This window comes from Microbacterium sp. NRRL B-14842, assembly GCF_050470785.1.
Window position 1 is genome coordinate 23,857 of the sequence record NZ_JBFLUM010000001.1, and the last position, 18,531, is coordinate 42,387.

21 protein-coding genes are annotated in these 18,531 nt (G+C 71.5%); 10 read left to right on the plus strand and 11 right to left on the minus strand.

Annotated elements, in window-relative coordinates:
* Complete coding sequence (locus AB1285_RS00110; RefSeq protein WP_085605640.1) at positions 1-903, minus strand: MurR/RpiR family transcriptional regulator; 903 nt, start codon at positions 901-903, stop codon at positions 1-3.
* 164 nt (positions 904-1,067) lie between these two features.
* Here AB1285_RS00110 and AB1285_RS00115 point away from each other — a divergent pair, with 164 nt between their 5' ends.
* From AB1285_RS00115 to AB1285_RS00150, 8 genes are all read left to right on the plus strand, one after another.
* Complete coding sequence (locus AB1285_RS00115) at positions 1,068-2,618, plus strand: ABC transporter substrate-binding protein (protein ID WP_370428985.1); 1,551 nt, start codon at positions 1,068-1,070, stop codon at positions 2,616-2,618.
* A 67-nt stretch (positions 2,619-2,685) separates the two neighbouring features.
* A complete protein-coding gene (locus AB1285_RS00120) occupies positions 2,686-3,657 on the plus strand; it encodes an ABC transporter permease (RefSeq protein WP_187662594.1) in 972 nt (323 codons plus the stop codon).
* A complete protein-coding gene (locus AB1285_RS00125) occupies positions 3,654-4,541 on the plus strand; it encodes an ABC transporter permease (RefSeq protein WP_187662593.1) in 888 nt (295 codons plus the stop codon). The genes AB1285_RS00120 and AB1285_RS00125 overlap by 4 nt, the downstream gene beginning before the upstream one ends.
* Entirely contained in the window at positions 4,538-5,443 is a 906-nt protein-coding gene (gene murQ, locus AB1285_RS00130; RefSeq protein WP_315636488.1) for an N-acetylmuramic acid 6-phosphate etherase, read from the plus strand. The genes AB1285_RS00125 and murQ overlap by 4 nt, the downstream gene beginning before the upstream one ends.
* Positions 5,443-6,633 carry an anhydro-N-acetylmuramic acid kinase gene (locus tag AB1285_RS00135; protein WP_370428986.1) on the plus strand — a complete coding sequence of 397 codons (1,191 nt, stop codon included), beginning with the start codon at positions 5,443-5,445 and terminating at the stop codon, positions 6,631-6,633. Before murQ ends, AB1285_RS00135 begins: the two co-directional genes overlap by 1 nt.
* Positions 6,630-7,757, plus strand: a complete 1,128-nt coding sequence (locus tag AB1285_RS00140) for an enolase C-terminal domain-like protein (RefSeq protein WP_366237039.1) — start codon at positions 6,630-6,632, stop codon at positions 7,755-7,757. The genes AB1285_RS00135 and AB1285_RS00140 overlap by 4 nt, the downstream gene beginning before the upstream one ends.
* Positions 7,754-8,836, plus strand: coding sequence for a serine hydrolase domain-containing protein (locus AB1285_RS00145; RefSeq protein WP_370428987.1), 1,083 nt, complete (start codon positions 7,754-7,756; stop codon positions 8,834-8,836). Before AB1285_RS00140 ends, AB1285_RS00145 begins: the two co-directional genes overlap by 4 nt.
* The gene (locus AB1285_RS00150; RefSeq protein ID WP_370428988.1) at positions 8,833-10,464 is read left to right on the plus strand and encodes an ABC transporter ATP-binding protein; all 1,632 of its coding nucleotides are present in this window, start codon (positions 8,833-8,835) and stop codon (positions 10,462-10,464) included. The genes AB1285_RS00145 and AB1285_RS00150 overlap by 4 nt, the downstream gene beginning before the upstream one ends.
* Before the next feature lie 21 nt (positions 10,465-10,485).
* On the opposite strand, the gene AB1285_RS00155 is transcribed toward AB1285_RS00150, so the two are convergent.
* From AB1285_RS00155 to AB1285_RS00180, 6 genes are all read right to left on the minus strand, one after another.
* The gene (locus AB1285_RS00155; RefSeq protein ID WP_259953864.1) at positions 10,486-10,650 is read right to left on the minus strand and encodes a hypothetical protein; all 165 of its coding nucleotides are present in this window, start codon (positions 10,648-10,650) and stop codon (positions 10,486-10,488) included.
* Entirely contained in the window at positions 10,647-11,216 is a 570-nt protein-coding gene (locus AB1285_RS00160; protein ID WP_370428989.1) for a YdeI/OmpD-associated family protein, read from the minus strand. The genes AB1285_RS00155 and AB1285_RS00160 overlap by 4 nt, the downstream gene beginning before the upstream one ends.
* Before the next feature lies 1 nt (position 11,217).
* The gene (locus AB1285_RS00165) at positions 11,218-12,027 is read right to left on the minus strand and encodes an HAD-IIA family hydrolase (RefSeq protein WP_025104898.1); all 810 of its coding nucleotides are present in this window, start codon (positions 12,025-12,027) and stop codon (positions 11,218-11,220) included.
* A 95-nt stretch (positions 12,028-12,122) separates the two neighbouring features.
* Entirely contained in the window at positions 12,123-12,755 is a 633-nt protein-coding gene (locus AB1285_RS00170; RefSeq protein ID WP_259953869.1) for a metal-dependent transcriptional regulator, read from the minus strand.
* A gap of 44 nt (positions 12,756-12,799) precedes the next feature.
* Entirely contained in the window at positions 12,800-13,099 is a 300-nt protein-coding gene (locus AB1285_RS00175) for a hypothetical protein (protein ID WP_136052938.1), read from the minus strand.
* A 20-nt stretch (positions 13,100-13,119) separates the two neighbouring features.
* Positions 13,120-14,403, minus strand: coding sequence for an Nramp family divalent metal transporter (locus AB1285_RS00180; RefSeq protein WP_232089115.1), 1,284 nt, complete (start codon positions 14,401-14,403; stop codon positions 13,120-13,122).
* A 105-nt stretch (positions 14,404-14,508) separates the two neighbouring features.
* Here AB1285_RS00180 and AB1285_RS00185 point away from each other — a divergent pair, with 105 nt between their 5' ends.
* Positions 14,509-15,174, plus strand: a complete 666-nt coding sequence (locus tag AB1285_RS00185) for a TrmH family RNA methyltransferase (protein WP_187662585.1) — start codon at positions 14,509-14,511, stop codon at positions 15,172-15,174.
* A gap of 22 nt (positions 15,175-15,196) precedes the next feature.
* Here the strand turns inward: AB1285_RS00185 and AB1285_RS00190 are convergent, their stop codons facing one another.
* Together AB1285_RS00190 and AB1285_RS00195 are read right to left on the minus strand one after the other, a co-directional pair.
* Positions 15,197-15,514, minus strand: coding sequence for a hypothetical protein (locus tag AB1285_RS00190; RefSeq protein ID WP_187662584.1), 318 nt, complete (start codon positions 15,512-15,514; stop codon positions 15,197-15,199).
* 119 nt (positions 15,515-15,633) lie between these two features.
* Complete coding sequence (locus AB1285_RS00195) at positions 15,634-16,956, minus strand: MATE family efflux transporter (RefSeq protein ID WP_259953875.1); 1,323 nt, start codon at positions 16,954-16,956, stop codon at positions 15,634-15,636.
* Between the two features lie 94 nt (positions 16,957-17,050).
* Between AB1285_RS00195 and AB1285_RS00200 the strand changes: the two genes are divergently transcribed.
* Entirely contained in the window at positions 17,051-17,593 is a 543-nt protein-coding gene (locus AB1285_RS00200) for a DUF1992 domain-containing protein (RefSeq protein ID WP_370428990.1), read from the plus strand.
* A 1-nt stretch (position 17,594) separates the two neighbouring features.
* Here the strand turns inward: AB1285_RS00200 and AB1285_RS00205 are convergent, their stop codons facing one another.
* Entirely contained in the window at positions 17,595-18,071 is a 477-nt protein-coding gene (locus tag AB1285_RS00205; RefSeq protein WP_370428991.1) for a DoxX family protein, read from the minus strand.
* Positions 18,068-18,517 (minus strand): DM13 domain-containing protein, encoded by a 450-nt coding sequence (locus AB1285_RS00210; protein ID WP_370428992.1) that lies wholly within the window; start codon positions 18,515-18,517, stop codon positions 18,068-18,070. Before AB1285_RS00210 ends, AB1285_RS00205 begins: the two co-directional genes overlap by 4 nt.
* Positions 18,518-18,531: the final 14 nt, after the last annotated feature.

The following is an 18,531-nucleotide window of genomic DNA, read 5'->3' on the forward strand; positions in this document are numbered from 1 at the left end:
TCAGGCACCGCCCGCGCGCACGTGATGCACGGCGGCGAAGGTGTCGCGGAGGGCCTCCATCGAGCGGTCGTAGTTGGACTGCGCGACCCCGATGAAGATGCAGTCGACGACCATGAGCTGGGCGATCCGGCTGCCCAGGGCCCCGGAGCGGAAGCCCGTCTCGCGCGCCGCGGTGGTCAGCACGATGTCGGCCTGACCGGCGAGCGGGGAGCCGGCGTGGTTGGTGATGGCGATGGTCGTCGCGCCCGCCTGCCGGGCGAGCAGGAGGAACTCGATGGTGTCGGTCGTGGCGCCCGTGTGCGAGACGGCGATCGCGACGTTCCCCGGCCCGAGGGTGGCGGCCGAGGTCCACGCGGCGTGCGGGTCAGACCACTCCAACGCCGTCCGCCCGATCCGGGTGAGCTTGCGCTGGAGGTCGAGCCCGACGATGGAGCTCGCGCCCACGCCGAAGATGTCCACCCGGGTCGAGGAGGTGATCGCCTCGACCGTGGCGCGGAGCGCGTCGGTGTCGAGCACCTTGGCGGTGTCGGCGAGCGAGAGCGTCTCGGCGAGCGACACCTTCGCGACGATATCGGCGAGGGTGTCGTTGCGGTCGATGTCGCCGGACACGGCGGGGAGTGCTGCGGTGTCGAACGTCTCGCGCTCGACCTCCCGCAGCACGTGGTTGCGCAACTCGCGCACATGCTCGTACCCGAGTCGTTTGCAGAACCGCACGACGGACGTGGTCGAGGTGTCGCAGCGGTGCGCGAGCTCCGCGACGGAGAGCCCGGCGGTTCCGGCGGGGTCGGCGAGGAACAGGTCGGCGATGCGCTGTTCGCTCGGACGGAGTTCGGGGCGGAGGGCGCGCATCCGCACGAGCACGAGGTGGGTGCCGGCATCGTCGCGGGCGGCATCGTGGGGCATGGGGTCTCCGATCGGTGTTCATAACACTAGAGGAACTTCTGTTACACGCGTAGGTACTTTCGTGTACTTTTGGTACTTACCCAGACCGACGATGTTCGCGGGGTATCAGGCAGCACCGCCTGATCCGAGCCAGGGCGACGCGGTCCCAGCCAGGAGGAAACAGCATGAGCACAGCACGGTGGGCGTCCCTCGGCGCCCTCACCGCCACGGGCCTCGCCGCGGCGCTCGTCATCACCGGGTGTTCCGCGCCCGCATCCAACCCGTCCGACGGTGGATCGGGCGCCGCCGGCGGCGACCTCGTCATCGGCGTCACGAGCGATCCCGACACGCTCTTCCCGTGGAAGGCCACCCAGTTCCAGGCGGTCAACGTCCTGCAGAACCTGTACGGCACGCTGACCGAGTTCGACGAGGAGCTCAACGTCGTCCCCGGTCTCGCCGAGTCGTGGGACGTCTCCGAGGACGGCCTGACGGTCACCCTCCACCTCCGCGAGGGCGTCACGTTCGCGGACGGCAGCGCGTTCGACTCCGCTGACGTGAAGTACTCGCTCGACGCCATCGCCGACGAGGCGACCGCCGCGGTGGCCGCGAGCTCGCTCGCCTCGGTGGCCGCGGTCGAGGCCACCGACGAGAGCACCGTCACCCTCACCCTCAGCGCCCCCGACGCCGCGCTGCCGGCGAACCTCGCCGTGATCAATATGGCGATGCTCTCGTCGGACGACACCGAGGAGGCGCTCAACACCACTCCGAACGGCACCGGCCCGTTCGTGCTGGAGGACAGGAAGGCGAGCCAGTCGCTCACCCTGGCCAAGAACGACGACTACTGGGGCGACACCGCGCTGCTCGACACCGTCGAGTTCCGCGTGATCCCCGACGAGTCGTCCATCGTGTCGGCGATGCAGTCCGGCAACGTGCAGCTGGCCGTGTTCGACGACCCGCTCGTCGCGCAGACGGCCGAGGGTGCGAACGTCGAGGTCGCCACCACCCCGCAGCTCAGCTACCACGCCCTGCAGCTGAACGCACAGCGCGGCGACCTCGCCGACGTGAACGTGCGCCTCGCGATGCAGTGCGCGATCGACCGCCAGGAGGTGCTCGACACCGCCGCGCTCGGGGAGGGCGAGGTCACCGGTCCGGTCACCTCTCCCGCCTTCAAGTCCGACCCCGACGCGCGCCCGTGCCCGGAGCGCGACCTCGACAAGGCGGCCGAGTACCTGAAGAAGGCCGGCAAGGAGGACGGCGTCACCGTCAAGACGATCGTGTCGCAGGGCGAGTACGCCACCTCCGTCAACGAGGCGCAGAACCTCAAGGCCCAGCTCGCCGATGCGAACATCACGCTCGACCTGGAGGTGCTGGAGTCCGGCGCGTTCGTGGACCGCTGGATCGCGGCCGACTTCGACGCCGCGGTCGCCCTCAACGGCGGACGCCCGGACCCGGACGGCATGTACGGCCGTTACTTCACCAGCACCGGCAACCTGAACCAGGTCGCAGGGTACTCCTCGCCTGAGCTCGACGCCCTGTTCGCCGAGGGACGCGAGACGGCCGACCCGGAGAAGCGCAAGGACATCTACGCGCAGGTCTCCGAGAACCTCGAGGACAACGCCGCCTGGATCTGGCTGTTCACCAGCTACACCTACACCGCGACGGCCTCGACCGTCGACGGCTTCACCCCGATGGCGAACGGTTCGCTGCAGTACCTGCGGACCACCTCCATCCAGTAGTGGAACGAGGGGGCGCGGACACCCGCGCCCCCTCGCCTCCCCGACGACAGGCACCCCACCCACGCGCATGTTCAGACAGCTCCTCCGCAACAGCGTGCTGCGACGCATCCTCGCAGCCCTCGGCACCCTCTTCGGCGTCGCCGTCTTCGTCTTCCTGATGCTGCGCGCCATCCCCGGCGACCAGATCAGCTCCGGCCTCGGCACCGAGGCGGCGGCCCTCACCCCGGCGCAGCGTGCCGCGCTCGAGGCGTACTACGGGCTCGACCAGCCGCTCATCGTGCAGTTCTTCTCCTGGCTCGGCAACATCTTCACCGGCAACCTCGGCTTCTCCTCCCGGGCCCAGACCAGCGTGCTCGAGCTCACCGCCGCCGCGCTGCCGGTCACCTTCGAGCTCGCGATCTTCTCGATCGTCATCGCGCTCGCCATCGGCATCCCGCTCGGCATGCTGTCCGCCTCGAAGCCCGACTCGCTGCGTGACGGCGTCGGCCAGGTCGTCGGTCTCGCCGGCCTCTCCATCCCCGCCTTCCTGCTCGGCACGGCGCTGCTCGCGATCCTCGCGCAGTCGCTCGGCTTCAACCCGAACGGCCAGGGCTACGCGCGGCTCTTCGACGATCCGGCCCTGAACCTCCAGCAGATGCTCCTGCCGTCGATCGTGCTCGGCTTCGGCATCGCCGCGCCCATCATGCGCACCACCCGCACCGCGGTCCTGGAGATCCGCGCCAACGACTTCATCCGCACCGCCAGGGCGAAGGGCGTGCCCCCGCGTCGGCTGCAGGTGCGTCACGTGCTCGGCAACGCCCTGGTCCCGATCGTCACGATGACCGGTCTGCAGTTCGGCTACCTGCTGGGCGGGGCGGTCGTGGTGGAGCAGATCTTCTCGCTCCCCGGCATCGGGCGCCAGGTGCTGCTCGGCATCCAGCAGAAGGAGTACGCGCTCGTGCAGAGCACCGTCCTGGTGATCGCGCTCGCCTTCGTCATCGTCAACCTGCTCACCGACCTGCTCTACCGGGTCATCGATCCCCGGGTGCGTGCCGCATGACCGACATCTCTCAGACCCCGGCCCTCGCTCCCGGCGGTGGGCGCACGATGGAGCGCGTGCGTCTCCTGCTGCGCAGCCGCAGCGGTCTCGCCGGCCTCATCATCGTCGTGCTGCTCGCGGTGCTGAGCCTCGTCTCGGCGTTCGGCCTGCTGCCGTTCGACCCGCTCGCGCAGGACCCGCCGTCCCGGCTGCAGCCGCCGTCCGCGGTGCACTGGTTCGGGACCGACCAGTTCGGCCGCGACGTGTTCTCCCGGGTGGCTGCCGGCGTCGCCAACTCGGCCCTCATCTCCGTGGTTGCCGTGGCGTTCGCGACCGTGGTCGGCACGGTGTGCGGACTCATCGCCGGCTTCTACCGCGGCTTCTCCGACGGGGCGATCACCGCGGTCACCAATGTGCTGTTCGCGTTCCCGCCGCTGCTGCTCGCCCTGTCGCTCGCGTCGGTGTTCGACCGCAACTGGTTCACGATCGCCGTGGCCATCGCCATCGTCTACGTGCCGATCTTCATCCGCGTCACTCGCGGCCCCGTGCTGTCGCTGCGCGAGGTGGAGTACGTCAAGGCGGCCAAGAGCACCGGTCAGGCGCGGATGGCGACCATGTTCCGCCACGTGCTGCCGAACATCACCTCGATCATCATCGTGCAGGTCACGCTGTCGCTCTCGTGGGCGGTGCTGACGGAGGCATCGCTGAGCTTCCTCGGACTCGGCACCCCGCCGCCCGCGCCGTCGCTCGGCTCCATGATCTTCGAGGCGCGCACCCTCGTGACCATCGCCCCGTGGACCATGATCGCCCCCGGCGTGATCGTCGTGCTCCTCGTCGTCGGCCTGAACCTGCTGGGCGACGGGCTGCGCGACAGCCTCGATCCGCGGAACCGGGGCAAGCGATGATCGCGGAAGACCTCGGCGCCCTCGCCACCGAGGCGAGCGATCCCCGGTACGCCCGCCTCGACCAGATGAGCGTGGCCGAGCTCGCGCAGACCATGAACGAGGCCGACGCCACCGTGCCCGCGGCCGTGCAGCGCGCTCTCCCGCAGATCGTCCCGGCGATCGAGCAGACGGCCGCGCGCATGGCGCAGGGCGGGCGCCTGGTGTACGTGGGCGCCGGCACCCCCGGACGCATCGGGGTGCTCGACGCCTCCGAATGTCCGCCCACGTTCAGCACGCCGCCGGAGCTCGTGTTCGCGATCATGGCGGGCGGTCCCGGCGCGATCGTGAACCCCGTCGAGGGCGCGGAGGACGACGCCGACGCCGGCGCCGCCGCGATCGACGAGGCCGGCATCGGCCCGCTCGACACCGTGATCGGCATCGCGTCCAGTGGTCGCACGCCCTATGTCGTCGCGGCCGTCCGACGGGCGCGTGAGCGCGGGGCGCTCAGCATCGGCCTGTCGTGCAATACCGGGACCGTGCTGAGCGCGACCGCGGAGCACGGCATCGAGGTCGAGGTCGGCCCCGAGGTGCTCTCCGGCTCCACGCGACTGAAGTCCGGCACGGCGCAGAAGCTCGTGCTGAACATGTTCTCGACCATCGCGATGGTCCGGAACGGCAAGGCCTACGGCAACCTGATGGTCGACGTGAAGGCCACGAACCACAAGCTCCGCGAGCGGGCGATCCGCATGGTGCGGACGATCGCCGCTGTCGATCGCGACACGGCGGCCGCCGCGCTGGAGAGCTCCGGGTGGGATGTGAAGCTCGCCTCGATCATGATCCGCCGCGGGGAGGACCTCGCCGCGGCCACCGACCGACTCGCGGCAGCAGGCGGCCGTCTGCGCACCGCACTGGAGGAGAACTGATGCGCGTCCTGGGACTGATCTCCGGCACTTCGCACGACGGGATCGATGCCGCCGTCGTCGACTTCGCCACCAACGGGGGCTTCACGGCGCACGGCGTCGACCTCCGGGGCACGGTGCTCGCCTCCACGAGCATCCCCTACGATCCCGAGCTGCGGGCACGCCTCATCGCCGCGCTGCCCCCGGCGCAGACCACCCTGGCCGAGGTGGCCGAACTCGACACCCTCATCGGGCAGGCGTTCGCCGACGTGGCGGCCGACATCGCGGCGGAGGTCGGCGGCGTCGACGCGGTGTGCTCGCACGGCCAGACCGTGTACCACTGGGTCGACGGCGCGCACGCGCTCGGCACCCTGCAGATCGGGCAGCCCGCCTGGATCGCCGAGAAGACCGGTGCGCCCGTCGTCTCCGACATCCGTATCCGCGACATCACCGCGGGCGGCCACGGCGCGCCGCTCGTGTCGTTCCTCGACGAGCTGCTGCTCCGCGGCCGCGCCGGCGTCTCGGCGGCGCTGAACCTCGGCGGCATCTCGAACATGACCGTCGTCCGCCCGGACGGCCTCGTCGCCTACGACATCGGCCCCGCGAACGCGCTGGTCGACGCGGTCATCGTCGCGCACGACCTCAACCCGCTCGGCTATGACGACGATGCGGGGATCGCCCGGACCGGACGGGTCGACGAGGCGCTGCTGGACGCCATGCTCGCGGACCCCTACTACGCCCTCACCCCGCCGAAGAGCACCGGCAAGGAGCACTTCCACCTCACCTACGTACAGGAGCACCTCGCGGCACAGGGACGCGAGATCGCGGTCCCCGACGTCGTGCGCACGCTCACCGAGCTCACGGTCCGCACGGTCGCCCGCGACGTCGAGGCCGCCGGGATCGGGTTCCTCGCGGTGTCCGGCGGCGGCTGCCGCAACCCGCTGCTCCTGGAGGGGCTGCGGACCGCGCTGCCGCAGACCGAGGTCGTGCTGGCCGACGAGCTCGGCGCCCCCGCCGACAGCAAGGAGGCCATCCTCCTCGCGCTCATCGGCTGGTCGACCCTGCACGGCGTCCCCGCGATCGTCCCCGGCGGGACGGGGGCGCGCGAGCCGCGCATCCTCGGCACGATCACGCCCGGCGCCGGCCCGCTGCAGATGCCCGAGCCGGTGGCGGCCATCGACTCCCTCACCCTCACGGAGGCGGCGGGATCGTGACCGTCGTCGAACGGATACGCGTGCTGCGGGTGCCTTCGCCGCTGGCCCGCCCCTTCGTCACGGCCGTCCGTCGCACGGCCCACCTCGACGTCGTGCTCGTGGAGGTGACCGACGCCGACGGCCGCCGCGGATACGGGGAGGCCGCGACGAGCTGGCGCGTCACCGGGGAGAGCCCCGAGAGCGTGGCGGCTGTGGTCGCCGGTCCCCTCGCCGACGCCGTGCTCGGGCGCTCGGTCGACGATCCCGGGCTGCCGGACGCCCTCGCCGCGGCCGCCTGGGGCAACGCCGCCGCACGCAGCGCGGTGGCGTGCGCGCTCGCCGACCTCACCGCGCAGCACCGAGACGAGCCGCTCGCACAGACGCTCGCCCCGGACGGAGACGCGTCCGCGCGCATCCGCACCGACATGACGCTGTCGGTGGCGGAGCCGGCCGCGGTGGCCGCGACCGCCGTCGAACATGCGGCGGCGGGATTCCGCTGCCTCAAGGTCAAGGCGTCCCAGGACCACGACACGGTCTCGGGGCTCCAGGCCGTCCGTGCCGCCGTCGGCGGCGACATCGCCCTGCGCGTGGACGCGAACCAGGCGTGGGACGCCGGGACGGCGATCCGCGTCATCCGGGCGGCGGAGGACGCCGGCGTGGGTCTCGAGCTCGTCGAGCAGCCCGTCGCCGCGCGCGACCTCGACGCGCTGGCGGTGGTGACCGCCGCCGTCGACACCCCGATCATGGCGGACGAGTCCGTCCGCACCGCGCAGGATGTCCGCGACATCGCCGCGCGCGGGGCTGCCGGGCTCGTGAACGTCAAGCTCGCCAAGACCGGCGGGCTCAGCGAGGCGCTCGCCTGCGTGCAGGCCGCCCGTTCCGCCGGCCTCGGCGTCGTCGTGGGCTGCATGATGGAGTCGCACGTGGGTGTGGCCGCCGCGGCGCATCTCGCCGCCGCCGTCGCTCCGGACGTCGTGCACGACCTCGACGCGGCATCGTGGCTGCGCCGCTCCCCGGTGACCGGAGGGCTCACCGCCGACGCGGAGTGGCTCACCCTCGCCCCGGCAGCAGGACTGGGGATCACCGGGATCGCCCCCGATGCCGAGGTGCTGCTCGACCGCTCCCGGACAGGGGTTCTCGTATGAGCGCTGCCGAGGCGATCGCCGCCGTCCTCGCCGGGCCGACCGCGCCGCGGGGAGCCGTCGCCGGTGTCGCCACCCGCACGAGCCGGGACACGGCCACCGGCGGTTTCGCCGACCTCGCGGGGACGCCGGTCACGACGGACACCGCGTTCGACCTCGCCTCGGTCACCAAGGTCGCCGGGACCACCACCGCCATCCTCCGGCTGGCCTCCCGGGGCGACCTCCGACTCGACGATCCGGTCGACCGCTTCATCCCCGGCACCGCCTGCGCACCAGGGACCACCGTGCGCCATCTGCTGCTGCACCGGGCGGGACTGTGGGAATGGCAGCCGCTGTACCTCGACGGCACGCACGCCGACGGCGCGGCCGCCGCAGATGCCCTCCCGCTCCGCTACGGCGTGGGCGACGGACGGCACTACTCCGACCTGGGCTTCCTGATCCTCGGCCGCATCGTCGCCGCCGCGACCGGCCTCTCCCTCGACGCCGCCGTGCGCGAGCTCGTGACCGAGCCCCTCGGCCTCACACGCACGGGCTACGGGCCCGTCTCCGGTCCGGTCGCGTCATCCGCGGGCGACGGGGATGCCGCCGAGCGACGCATGGTCGCCACCGGCACGCCCTACCCGATCCTCACCTCTCGTCGGCACTTCCCCTGGCGTGAGGGGGAGATCACCGGCGTCGTCAACGACGGCAACTGCTTCCACGCCCTGCGCGGCGTCTCCGGGCACGCCGGCCTCTTCGGCACGGTCGACGACCTGCTCACTCTCGGCGTCGCGCTCGCCGATGCCGAGGCGCACCCGGACCTCTGGGACCCGGCACTCGTGGCCGAGCTGTTCCGCGACGGCCCCGACCCCGGTCAGGCGCTCGGCTGGCGCAGTGACACCGTCACCGCGGGCGGACGACCGCTCCGGATGCTCTGGCACCCCGGATACACCGGCTGCGCCCTGGGCGTGGTCCCCGCCACCGGAACCGCCGTCGTCCTGCTCGCGAACCGGCTGTTCGCGAGCGAGGTCGCCCCCACCGAGACCCTCTGGCGCGCAGCGCTGCCCGCACTCCTGGACCCCGAAGGAACGAGTACCCCATGAGCACCACTCCGCCCGTGCTGAGCATCGACGGCCTCGCGGTCGCCTTCCGGACCGGCTCCGAGCTGGTCACCGCCATCAGCGACATCTCGATCGACATCGCCGCCGGGGAGACGGTCGCCGTGGTCGGCGAGTCCGGCTCCGGGAAATCCACCACGGCGGCTGCGGTCAACCGTCTGCTGCCCGAGAACGGCGTCATCACCGCGGGCAGCATCCGGTTCGACGGCCGCGAGCTCACCGACCTCCCCGAGAACGCGATGGTGTCCCTCCGCGGGGCCGGCATCGGCCTCGTGCCGCAGGACCCGATGTCGAACCTCAATCCCCTCATGCGCGTCGGCGAGCAGATCGGGGAGGCGCTCGAAGTCCACGGGCATACCAGCGGCGACGCGACGAAGGCCCGCGTGGTCGAGCTTCTGGAGATGGTCGGGATCCCCGATGCCGCCCGCCGGGCGGCCCAGTATCCCCACGAGTTCTCCGGCGGCATGCGGCAGCGCGTGCTCATCGCGATGGGACTCGCCTGCAAACCGCGGCTGCTCATCGCCGACGAGCCCACCTCGGCGCTCGACGTCACCGTGCAGCGGCGGATCCTCGACCAGCTCGATCAGCTGACCGACGAGCTGGGCACCGCGGTGTTCCTCATCACCCACGACCTCGCTCTCGCCGCCGAGCGCGCCGACCGGATCGTCGTGATGTTCCGCGGCCGTGTCGTCGAGGAGGGGACCTCGGCGCAGGTCCTGGGGAACCCGCAGCACGAGTACACCCGGCAGCTGCTCGCGGCCGCGCCGAGCCTGGCGTCCCGCCGCGACGCCCTGCCCTCACGCGAGATCGCCGCCGACGCCGTGCCCTTCGTCGAGATCCGCGACCTGCACAAGGAGTTCGCGCTCCGGAACGCGAAGGCCGGGGAGCCGCAGACCTTCACGGCGGTCGACGGCGTGAGCTTCTCGATCCGCCGCGGCACGACCGTCTCCATCGTGGGCGAGTCGGGCTCCGGGAAGTCCACCACGGCGAACATGGTGCTGGGGCTGGAGGACGCGACCTCCGGGTCCATCCTCTTCGACGGCACCGACCTGACGACCCTCCGCCGCAAGGCGCTCTTCGCGCTGCGCCGCCGCGTCCAGCCCGTCTTCCAGAACCCCTACGCCTCGCTCGACCCGCGGTACACCGTGGAGCAGTCGATCGCCGAGCCGCTGCGCGTGCACCGGATCGGCACCGCGGCCTCCCGGCACGCCCGCGTCCTGGAGCTCCTGGAGCAGGTCGCCCTGCCCGCGGCCATGGCCGAGCGGCTGCCGCACGAGCTCTCCGGCGGACAGCGGCAGCGTGTCGCGATCGCCCGCGCCCTGGCCCTGGAGCCCGAGCTCGTCGTGCTGGACGAGGCGGTCTCCGCGCTCGACGTGCTGGTGCAGGCGCAGATCCTCGACCTCCTCGCCGACCTGCAGAAGCGCCTCGGGCTCAGCTACCTCTTCATCAGCCACGACCTCGCCGTCGTGCGCATGATCTCCGACGAGGTGCACGTCATGCAGCGCGGCATCGTGGTCGAGAGCGGCACCCCGGAGAGCATCTTCGACACGCCGCAGCATCCGTACACCCGGGAGCTGCTCGCGGCGATCCCCGGGGCGTCGCTCGCCTCCTGAGACCTCGATGCGGCCGTCGGCTCAGCGCCGGCGGTCGTCGTCGTCCCAGGGGCCTTCCCACCAGCCGGCGCGGCCGTCGTCCTCGCCGCCGCGGCGGCGGGAGCGCACGAACTGCACCACGAACACGACCAGCGACGTGAGCGTGATGAGGATCAGGACGAGGAACAGCAGGTCGCTCTGGTTCATGGGCGCTTCCCCTCCGCGGCATCCGCCACGATCTTCGCGATGCGGGCGGCCTTGGTCTCCGCGCGCTTGGCCATCGCGATGTGCGTGAGGCCGAACTTCTTCACCGACTTCGGGAACGCATCCCAGGTGGCCCTCGCCGCCGGCACCGCGTCGAGGGCGGCGGTGAGCTCCGGGGGCTCGATGCCGGACTCCGGGCCGTCGAGCACGGTCCACGAGCCGTTCGCCTTCGCCGTCTCCAGCGCGCGGATTCCGGCAGGGGCGAGCAGCCCCGCGGCCTCCAGCTCCGCGATGCGCGCCTTGTTCGTCGCCGCCCAGCCGCTCCCCGGCCGTCGAGGGGAGAACCACTGGCCGCCGGTCTCGTCGTCGAACGTGCGCACCGGGCCGTCGATCCACCCGAAGCAGAGGGCCTGCCGGACCGCGTCCTCGTAGCCGACGCCGGTGGCGGATCGCCCGCGGACGCTCAGCAGCCACACCCCGGCCGTGCGTTCGTGGTTCGCCTCGAGCCAGGCGCGCCAGGCCGCGGCGTCCGCCGCCGTGACCCGCTCGCCGTCGCCGAGGGCGCCCACGTCAGTCCTCGTCGAGGGTGGGGATCGAGTCGGTGATGGTCGGCAGCAGGTCGGCGACCGAGTCGACGATCTCATCCGGCCGGAAGGGGTACTGCTCGATGATCCGCTGATCGCTGATGCCCGTGAGCACGAGCACCGTGTGCAGACCCGCCTCGATGCCGGCGACGATGTCCGTGTCCATCCGGTCGCCGATCATGCCGGTCTTCTTCGAGTGCGCGCCGATCTTGTTGAGGGCCGAGCGGAACATCATCGGGTTGGGCTTGCCGACGACGTAGGGCTCCTTGCCGGTGGCCTTGGTGATGAGGGCGGCGATCGCTCCCGTGGCCGGCAGCACCCCGTCGGCGCTCGGGCCGGTGGCGTCCGGGTTGGTCACGATGAAGCGCGAGCCGTTGATGATGTGGCGGATGGCCTTCGTGATGGCCTCGAAGGAGTAGTTGCGGGTCTCGCCGACGACGACGAAGTCGGGGTTCGTCTCGGTCATGATGAAGCCGGCCTCGTGCAGCGCGGTGAGGATGCCGGCCTCGCCGATGACGAACGCGGAGCCGCCGGGGAGCTGCTGCGCGAGGAAGTCGGCGGTCGCGAGCGCCGAGGTCCAGATGCGCTCCTCCGGCACGATCAGGCCGCTCGCGCGCAGGCGGGCGGAGAGGTCGCGGGCGGTGAAGATCGAGTTGTTCGTGAGCACGAGGTAGGGGATCTCGTTGCGCTCCCATCCGGCGAGGAGTTCGGAGGCCCCGGGGATGGCGTCGTTCTCATGGACGAGCACGCCGTCCATGTCGGTGAGCCAGCATTCGATGTCGTCACGGTGTGCCATGTGCTCAGCCTAGAGGCCCCACCTTTCCTTTCGAATCGCCTGATTGGCCCCATCCCCGGCCGATTTGCCGCAAAGCGCGCGATTCGAAGCGGAGGTCAGGCCGACAACCACACCACGTCGCGGGCGGCGGCGGGCAACGGCGGCTCGGTGCCGTCGAGGGCGATGCCGAACGGCGTCACCGTCACGGTCGTGCCGACGGTGAGGCCCTGGGCCTCCAGGGTCCGCAGGAGCTCCGGGTCGCGGTCGTCGACGCGGAGCACGCGGCCGGTGTGTCCTTCCGGGGCATCGGCGAGCAGGACGAAGGGCACCCGTTCGATGCGGCCCTCCGCGTCCGGGATGGCGTCTCCGTGCGGGTCGAAGCGCGGCCGCCCCAGGCGCTCGTCGATGCCCTCGAGCAGCCGGTCGCTGATGGTGTGCTCCAGCACCTCGGCCTCGTCGTGCACCTCGTCCCACCCGTACCCGAACTCCTGCACGAGCCAGGTCTCGATGAGGCGGTGGCGGCGGACCATCGCGAGGGCGCGGGTGGTCCCGGCCTCCGTCAGCCGGACCGCTCCGTACGGCACGTGCGACACGAGCCCCGCCGCGGCGAGCTTCTTCACCATCTCCGTGACCGACGACGGCGCGATGCCGAGCTTGGCGGCCAGGACCGAGGGGGTGATCGGCGCATCCTGCCACTCGGTGTGTGCGTAGACGGTCTTCAGGTAGTCGTCAGCTGCCGGGGATGCCACCCGTCAACCTTACGCGTTCGGGTCGGGCTGCCTCGCGGCCTGGGTCAGGCGCTCGCGGAGCCGAGCAGGATCACGGCCGCCTGCCCCGCGAAGAACAGGACGAGGAACCCCAGGAGGGCGGCGGCGAGCGACAGGCGCCCGTCGAAGCCCTCCACCTCGGCGATGCCCACCTTGCGGGCACGGAAGGCGAAGACCAGGGTCGCGACCCCGAGGGCGAGCTGGACCCAGGGGCTGGCGGGGCCGATGACCTTCGGGAACGCGATGAGCAGACCGCCGATGACGCCGGTCGCGAAGCCGCTCCAGGTGAGGAGGCGGACGGTGCGACGGGCGGAGGCGGCAGACATGGTGTCGAGCCTATCCGCCGTCATGCCCCCGTCAGCACCAGCCAGAGCAGGGCGCCGTTCAGGGCGATGAGGAGCACCGAGGCCACGACGCCGGCGACCGTCGTCCACACCCGGTTGACCCACGCGCCCAGTGTCCGGCGCTGCGCGGTGAGGGTGACGAGAGGGATGAGCGCGAACGGGATGCCGAACGACAGCACGACCTGGCTGAGGACGAGGGCGAGCGTCGGATCCACCCCGATGCCGAGGATCACCAGCGCGGGGATGAGCGTCACCAGGCGGCGCGCCAGCAGGGGGATGCGCACGTGCAGCAGGCCGTGCATGATCTCGGCGCCCGCGTATGCGCCGACGGAGGTCGAGGCGAGACCCGAGGCGAGCAGCCCCACGGCGAAGAAGGTCGCCACGACCGGGCCGAGGCCTGCGGCGAGGGCGGCGTGCGCACCCTCCAGCGAGTCGGTCCCCGCGACCCCCGCGAGGTTCGCCGCCGCGAGCAGGAGGATGCCGAGGTTCACGGAGCCCGCGATGACCATGGCGATCGTCACATCCCAGCGCGTCGCCGTGAGGAGGCGGCGGATCCGCGAGGTCTCGACCCGGGCGACCTCCTCGGTCGTCTCGGCGCTCGTCGCACCGAACCGGTCGCGGGCCAGGGAGGAGTGCGCGTAGATCGCGTGCGGCATGATCGTCGCGCCGAGGATCGAGGCGGCGAGGAGCACGGACCCCGTGTCCTCGAAGCGCGGCACGAGGCCGCTCGCCACGCCGGCCGGATCCGGCGGCGCGAGGAAGAGACCGGCCATGAAGCCGATCGTGATCACGAACATGAGGCCGATGATCACGAACTCGAAGGGCCGGGCGCCGCGACGGCTCTGCACGGCGAGCAGGACCATCGACACCGCGCCGGTGATGAGGCCGCCCCATAGCAGGGGGACGCCGAACAGCAGGTTCAGGGCGACGGCGCCGCCGATGACCTCGGCGAGGTCCGTCGCCATCGCGACCAGCTCGGCCTGCAGCCAGTAGGCACGGCGGGCCCAGGGGCGGCGCAGCCGCTGGCCCAGCACCTCCGGAAGGCTCTGGCCGGTGACGACGCCGAGCTTCGCGGACAGGTACTGGATCAGCCAGGCCATCACATTGCCGGCGACGACCACCCACACGAGCAGGTAGCCGTACTGCGCCCCCGCGGTCATGTTGCTGGCGACGTTGCCGGGGTCGAGGTAGGCGACACCCGCCACGAGCGCCGGTCCCAGCAGCCACAGCAGGCGCGGCGAAGCGGTGCGAGCGGGGGTCAGCGAGGCGTCGGAACTTTTAGGCACACCGAAACCGTAGCCTATTTTTCGGTATGCCTAAATATCTGCGAGATGATTCTGGCGACCTCTTCGCCGACGGGGAGACGGCCGACACGGCGATAGCCTGGCGGGATGGATGCGCAGCGCCCCGAGAGCTCGGACCCGACCGCCCCCGGTGGGTCTCCGGCGCAGCCCGGATACGGCGTCGGACCCTGGTCGGGAGGACCGTCGGCCTGGCCGCGGGGAGACCAGTACGATCCGGAACTCCTCGCGGAGGGCGACACGCGAAACGTGATCGACCGCTACCGCTACTGGCGCATGGAGGCGATCGTCGCCGACCTCGACACGCGGCGTCATCCGTTCCACGTCGCGATCGAGAACTGGCAGCACGACATGAACATCGGTTCCATCGTGCGCAGCGCCAACGCGTTCCTCGCCGACACGGTGCACATCATCGGTCGCCGTCGCTGGAACAAGCGGGGCGCCATGGTGACCGACCGCTATCAGCATGTCGTGCACCACGAGGACATCGCCGCGTTCGCCGCCTGGGCCGCGGCGGAAGGGCTGCCCGTCATCGCGATCGACAACGTCGACGGGGCCGTGCCGGTCGATCGTGCCGACCTGCCGCGCTCCTGTGTCCTCCTCTTCGGTCAGGAGGGGCCCGGGTTGTCCCCGGAGGCATTGGCGGCCGCCTCGGGTCACATCGAGATCACGCAGTACGGCTCGACCCGCTCGATCAACGCGAGTGCCGCCGCCGCTGTCATCATGTACGAGTGGTGCCGTCGCCACGCGGAGTGACCAGCGCGGCCGGTCGGCTCCGTCAGGCCGGATCGATACCGAACAGGTGTCGCGAGATCGCGCTGACGTCGCGGTCGAGGCCGTCCATGCGCCGGCTCAGGCCGTGCACCTCCTTCCGGAGATCCCCGATCTCGGATTTCACGCCGACGATCTCGCCCTTGATCCCGCCGATCTCACCCTTGATCCCGACGATCTCGCCCTTGATCCCGCCGATCTCGGTGCGAACCGTGCCGATCTCCGTCTTGATGATCCTCACGAACATGGTCGCCATGAGAGTGATCGTGGCGTACATGCCCGTGGCAAGGACTCCGATCGTCGTCCATACCTGTGCGTCGTTCATCCCCAGCATCCCTTCAGTGTCGCTCCATGTTCGTCGGAAGCGCGAGGGGTGCGGGGTGCTGTATTCCGCTCTGCCCGGCGGCGGGGGATAAGTCGTCCTCTCCGTCGGTTGTGGAGGACTTATGCGGACGCGGCGAGCCATCGCCCGGAGCGCACTCGCCACCCCAGCGTCGCCAGCCGTGCGAGCAGGTACACCCCGAAGAACGCGACGGCCAGCCACACGAGGCCGGCGGTGCCGTCGATCCCCGTCGCGGCGATGATGCCCAAAGCGGGCAGGAACGGCACGAGGTTCAGACCGCCCGCGATCGCCAGGTACCGGGCGTCGTCGGCCCCCATGAGCACGCCGTCGAGCACGAACACCACGCCCGCGATCGGCTGCGCCACCGCGAGCACGAGCAGGGCCGGCTGCACCACCTCCGCCACGGCCCGGTCGCCGGTGAAGACGATGCCGAGCACCCCGGAGAGGGCGGCGATGACGGCGCCGACCACGACCCCGAACCAGGCCCCCCATGCGACCGTCCGCGCCAGCACGCGGCGCACCTGCTCCTCGTCCCCGGCGCCCAGCTCCTTGCCGATCAGCGCCTGCGCGGCGATCGCGAGCGCGTCGAGCGCGAACGCCGCCGCCGAGAAGATGGTGAACACGATCTGCCAGCCGGCGAGCTCCTCGGTGCCGATCCCCGTCGCCACGGCGACGGTCGCGAGCAGGGCGACGCGCAGGCTCACGGTGCGGAGGAACAGCCAGCCGCCCGACGTCGCGGTGTGGCGCAGACCGTCGCGCTGGGCACGCAACGAGGCGCTGTGCCGGGTCGCGAGACGCCGGACCACGAGCGCGTACGCCGCGACCATGCCCCACTGCGCCGTCACGGTGCCCGCCGCGGAGCCGGCGATGCCCCAGCCGAGTCCGTAGATGAAGAGCCAGTTCAGCAGGGCGTTCGCCGCGAAGCCGAGTCCCGCGATCCACAGCGGCGTCATGGTGTCCTGCATCCCACGCAGGAGACCGGTGGCCGCGAACACGATGAGCATCGCGGGGAGACCCCACATCGAGATCACGAGGTACTCGTTCGCCTGGGCCGCGACCTCGGGGCTCGCCCCGAACAGGGAGACGAGCCAGGGGGAGGAGACAGCGCCGACGACGGCGAGCACGGCACCCAGGCCGAGCGCGAGCCACATGCCGTTGATCCCGACCGAGACCGCCTCTCCCGGACGCCCGGCCCCGAACCGACGCGCGACCGCGGGGGTGGTGGAGTACGCGAGGAACACCATGAGGCCGACGATCGTCTGCAGCACGGCTCCGGCGATGCCGAGTCCGGCGAGGGGGACGGTGCCGAGGTGGCCGACGAGGGCGGCGTCGACGATGAGGAAGGCCGGCTCCGCGATGAGGGCGCCGAGCGCGGGGACGGCCAGGCGCAGGATCTCGCGGTTCAGGGAGGTGCGGGCGGCCATCCTCCGAGCCTATGACCTGTCGTCGACCCCCGAGACCTCCGGCCTCGACCGGACGTAGGGTGAAGGAGGAGCTCCGAGCGGACGGAGGCGCATCATGACGGATCCCCGGGAGGCGGCCGCGCGTTATCGGGCCCGACGGCAGCAGGGTGGTGGTGCTGAGGACGACGGTGAGACCGGTGCCCCGTCCGCGGCGGCGGTCGATCGAGCCGCCTTCGTCGAGTCCGCCATCCAGGTCGCCATCCGTCGCGGCGACTTCGACGACCTGCCGGGCGCCGGGAAGCCGCTCGAGGGGCTCGGTGACCACCACGATCCGGACTGGTGGATCCGCCGCAAGATCGAGACCGAGGGCCTGACCGGGCTGGGCCCTCCCGCGATCCTGCTGCGCACGGAGGACCGGGAGCTCGACAGCCAGCTCGACCTCCTCGGCAGGGAGTCCGACGTGCGCGAGGTGCTCGAGGACTTCAATCGGCGTGTGCGCGAGGCCCGACGCCAGCTGCAGGGTGGGCCTCCCGTCGTGACGCCGCTGCGCGATGTCGACGCCGAGGTCGTCGCGTGGGCGCAGCGCCGGGCGACGCGGCCCGCCACGCCCGAGACGCCATCCCGGCGCCGACGTTTCGGTCGTCGACGCCGGGGATGACTCAGGCCTCCGGTCCGTCCACCGGACGCGCCCGCCGCGCCTGCACCCAGCCGTCCACCCCGAATCGTCCGGCGGTGACGATCAGCAGCACGGCCGCGGACAGCACCAGCATCACCGGGTACTGCGCGATCAACTGATCCGCGCTCCAGTAGAGCGCCAGGGTCCCGGCCGAGACGAAGGCGACCGTTCGGGTAAGCGCACCCGCGACGAGGAGGATGCCGAGGCCGACCTCCAGCGCCGGGATCACCGCCCCGAAGAACGGAGACGCCGAGGCCATCGCCGCGCCGAGCGGATCGAAGAACGCCGGCACCCTCGTGTTCCCCTGCGCGCTCTGCGCCACGAGCTCGATGTCAGCGGCCCCGAAGCCCGCCCGGTACTTGAGGACACCCTCGATGAGCCACAGGACCCCGACCGCGACCCGGGCGGCCGCCCCCAGCAGCGAGCCGATCACGAGGCGAGCGGATCGTGGCGCGGTCATGACAGCTCGGCTGCCCCGAAGACGGCCTTCGCCTTGTCGCAGTAGATGACGACGTGCGAGTACTCCCCGGCCTTCACCCCGTCCAGAGCGAAGGTCTGCGTGGCGGTGTCGTACGAGACCGCGTCGACGAGCATGCCGGCGGCGATCGCGGCTTCATCGGTGCCGTCCGCGAGGTACACGTGCAGATCGGGTCCCTCGTCCGAGGAGAACTCCGTCAGCATCACTTCGCCGTCGGAGACCGAGACGGTGCCGGCCACCTTCTTGCCGTTCAGGCCGGCGAACTCCCCGGACCTGGCGGCGGTGTCCGTGCTCGCCGAGCTCTTGGTGGTGCTCTGGGAGGAGGAGGACGACGGCGCGGAGGAAGCGCCGGAGTCCTGGGGACTGCAGGCGGCGAGGGCGAGGGCGAGCCCGAGGGCGGCGGTCGTGGCGAGAAGGGTCTTGCGCATGAGGATCTCCTGTC